Annotated in this window: 2 protein-coding genes and 1 pseudogene; 2 read left to right on the forward strand and 1 reads right to left on the reverse strand. The window is 68.3% G+C overall.

Annotated elements, in window-relative coordinates:
* A partial coding sequence (locus tag ACWDU1_RS30840; protein ID WP_450003876.1) for an Hsp70 family protein occupies positions 1-1,128 on the reverse strand: 1,128 nt, incomplete at its 3' end.
* A gap of 491 nt (positions 1,129-1,619) precedes the next feature.
* Here ACWDU1_RS30840 and ACWDU1_RS30845 point away from each other — a divergent pair.
* Together ACWDU1_RS30845 and ACWDU1_RS30850 are read left to right on the forward strand one after the other, a co-directional pair.
* Entirely contained in the window at positions 1,620-2,942 is a 1,323-nt protein-coding gene (locus tag ACWDU1_RS30845; protein WP_450003877.1) for a hypothetical protein, read from the forward strand.
* Between the two features lie 144 nt (positions 2,943-3,086).
* Positions 3,087-3,435 (forward strand): annotated as a pseudogene (locus ACWDU1_RS30850) (S1 family peptidase); the annotation flags it as partial.

The following is a 3,435-nucleotide window of genomic DNA, read 5'->3' on the forward strand; positions in this document are numbered from 1 at the left end:
GATGTGACCCCGCTGTCGCTGGGTCACATCGAGCAGCAGGACGTCCTTGACCTCGCCCTTGAGCACACCGGCCTGCAGGGCGGCGCCGACGGCGACGACCTCGTCCGGGTTCACGCCCTTGTTGGGCTCCTTGCCACCGGTCAGTTCCTTGACCAGTTCGGAGACCGCGGGCATCCGGGTGGAGCCACCGACGAGAACGACGTGGTCGATATCGGAGACCTTGATCCCGGCGTCCTTGACCACGGACTGGAACGGCGCGCGGGTGCGGTCGAGCAGGTCCGAGGTGATCTTCTGGAACTCCGAGCGAGTGAGCTGCTCGTCGAGGAACAGCGGGTTCTTCTCCGCGTCGACGGTGATGTAGGGCAGGTTGATCGAGGTGCTCTGCGAGGAGCTCAGTTCGATCTTGGCCTTCTCGGCGGCCTCACGCAGCCGCTGCATGGCCATCTTGTCCTTGGTCAGGTCGATGCCCGAGCTGGACTTGAACTTGTCGACCAGCCACTGCACGACCCGCTCGTCCCAGTCGTCACCACCGAGGTGGTTGTCGCCGGAGGTTGCGCGGACCTCGACGACGCCCTCGCCGATTTCCAGCAGCGAGACGTCGAAGGTGCCGCCACCGAGGTCGAAGACCAGGATGGTCTGTTCCTTGTCGCCCTTGTCCAGGCCGTAGGCCAGGGCGGCCGCGGTGGGCTCGTTGACGATGCGCAGGACGTTCAGGCCCGCGATCTGCCCGGCCTCCTTGGTGGCCTGACGCTGGGCGTCCTCGAAGTAGGCGGGGACGGTGATCACCGCGTCGGTGATCTCCTCGCCCAGATAGGACTCGGCGTCGCGCTTCAGCTTCATCAGCGTGCGCGCGCTGATCTCCTGCGAGGTGTATTTCTTGTCGTCGATCTCCACGGTCCAGTCGGTGCCGATATGGCGTTTCACCGAACGGATCGTGCGGTCGACGTTGGTCACGGCCTGGTTCTTGGCCGGCTGACCGACCAGTACCTCACCGTTCTTCGCGAACGCGACGACAGAGGGCGTAGTGCGCGAACCCTCGGAGTTGGCGACGACGACCGGCTCACCACCTTCGAGAACGGCGACGACCGAGTTCGTGGTCCCGAGGTCGATTCCGACCGCACGAGCCATTTGTTCCTCCTCAATTTCCGACTGCTTGTGTCTGTACGGGCCTGTCCGCCCATGTACGCCGGACTCGGGGAGCCACGGCGTTCCGGACCAGCCCCAGGCACGGCATAGAGCACGGTCCCAGCAATACTGAGCGTGGTCGGCTCAATCCTGCCCGTCTCCCTGCGAGCCGTCAAGTCAAACTTGAGCCGAGTTCACTCAACATTGTCGAACAGCTCAACCCCGGGCCCCGGCGAACTATTCCCGCACCCCCGTACGCCGGAGCCCGCACCAGTCTTCCCTCGATCGGCGGGCCGAACCCCGTCGCTACGACATCGTGACCCAGCTGTGCCGTCCCCGGCATCCGCGCACCTTCCGCCCGGATCCCCGCCGGTGCCGAATCGGAGTTATTGTCAATGCTCCGCCCGTGGTGACCCGGCGCCCGCCGCCGGGCCGGTCACGGGCGAACCCGTGTCGTGGTTGTTGGACGAGTACGTCGAAGCGAGGATCCGAGGATGGCCACTGGGGTCGGCCTGCACATCGCGGAACACGTGTGCGCCGCAGCGGTCGTCGGCGACGGCGCGGATCCGCATTTCATCCTCCGGGAACCCGTTCTGCACATGTCCGACGACGGCGACGCCGTCCTCGGCGGTACGAACCCGCCACCCGGTCACGCCCATACGATCACCGGATTCGTCGCGGCGGTGGGCGATCCCGCCGGTGTGGTGGTGGACGACGGCGAGGCCTTCCGCGGTGAGGACCTGCTCGCCACCGCGATGTTCTGCCTGATCAACCTGACCGCCGATCATCTGCACGGCGCGGCCGAGTTCTACGCCACCCATCCGGCCGATTGGCCGGTATCGCAGGTGCTGGCCATGCGCGGCGCACTGGATTATCTGGGGTTGAAAACGGTCGCCCTGATCAGCGAAGACGACCTACCGGCCCGGCCCGCGGGACTCACCGCGGCCGAAGCGGGCCGCTTCTTCGCGGAGAACGCCGGCCGGGCCGCGCTGGCCGTGGTCCTCGACACCCCGGCCGGGGCCACCCCGCCCGATCCCACGACCGCCGAGAACTCGTTCCTCGACACGATCGTCATGCCCAAACTGGGTAGCGGCGACACTCCCGCCAAGGCGTATTCCGCGATCTCGCCGGCCATGGACCCGGAGACCACCTACGGTGGGCCCAGCCTGGGGGTCCTGGCCGCCGCACGAGGTGCGCCCGCCGCCGAACACCCGGCGATCAGCGCCCCGGCCGCCGCCGTACCCGTCGCCAGGCCCGCCACCGGCGCGCGCAAGGCCGCGTCGAAATCCGCGCCGGCGGCACGCCCCGCCACCGAGACCGGCGTCCGCCGGACGGCGGGCCTGGTGGCCGCCGCCACCCTGGGCGGTGTGATCATCGGCGCCGTCGGCGTCGCGGTCCTGCTGGGGCGCGGGGCCGCCGAACCCGGCGCCCCGGCCACCCCCACGGTCACCGAGACGCCCGCCCTGCCGACGCCCCCGCCTGTGCTGCCACAGCCGGTGGCGCCCGTGCCGGTGGAACCGACCTACGAACCCGAGCCCACCTACGAGCCGGAGCCGACCTACGCCGAACCGCCGCCACCGCCCCCGCCGGCGACGGTGACCCCGACCCCCGCGCCCACCACCACGGACGTCACCGGGACACCGGGTCCGACGCTCACCGATCCGACCACCACCACCGAAACCCCGACCACCCGGCCCCGGCCGTCACGGGGTTATGAGTTCTTCCCGTTTCCGATGCCATTTCCCACCGACGAGGATCCCGAAATGGACCTTCCCGACACCGGATCCAAAGAAGGTCGTCAAGAGGAAGCCAGATAGCGTTTTGTGCCATAGAGTGTTCGCCTGACCGGTGTATTCCGGCCACCCCGGCACCCGGTCACTGCTCGAGGAAACCTGCGCGCCAACGGATTCAAGCCCGTGGCCGCGGATTATCTGGCACACAAGTGCCTACGAAGGGACTCCATGCGCAAGTCGGTGGCGCGTCGCGCCGCGGTCAAAGCTGCCGTCATCAGCTCGACCGTCCTCCTGGCTCCCCTGTTCGGTGCGACATCGGCGGCGGCCGACCCGGCACCCGAACAGCTCAGAGCCGAGGATCTCCCGGCCGAACTCGTCGAAGCGCTGTCCCGCGATCTCGGTATGACCCCGACCGAATATCTGGACCGGTCGGCCCGGGCCCAGCAATTGCAGTCCTATGCCAGCGAATTCCGCACCGAACGTCCGGATGTGTTCGCCGGGGCGTGGATGAATCCCGAGGGCAAGCCCGTCGTCGCCGTGACCTCCCCGGACGCGGCCAAGGTCGCCAGTGCCGACG

The sequence above is a fragment of the Nocardia sp. NPDC003345 genome (assembly GCF_053589395.1).

Bases quoted from the DNA above. Each gene is read 5' to 3' on its own strand.
- ACWDU1_RS30845 (WP_450003877.1), top strand. From the start codon at position 1,620: ATGGCCACTGGGGTCGGCCTGCACATCGCGGAACACGTGTGCGCCGCA.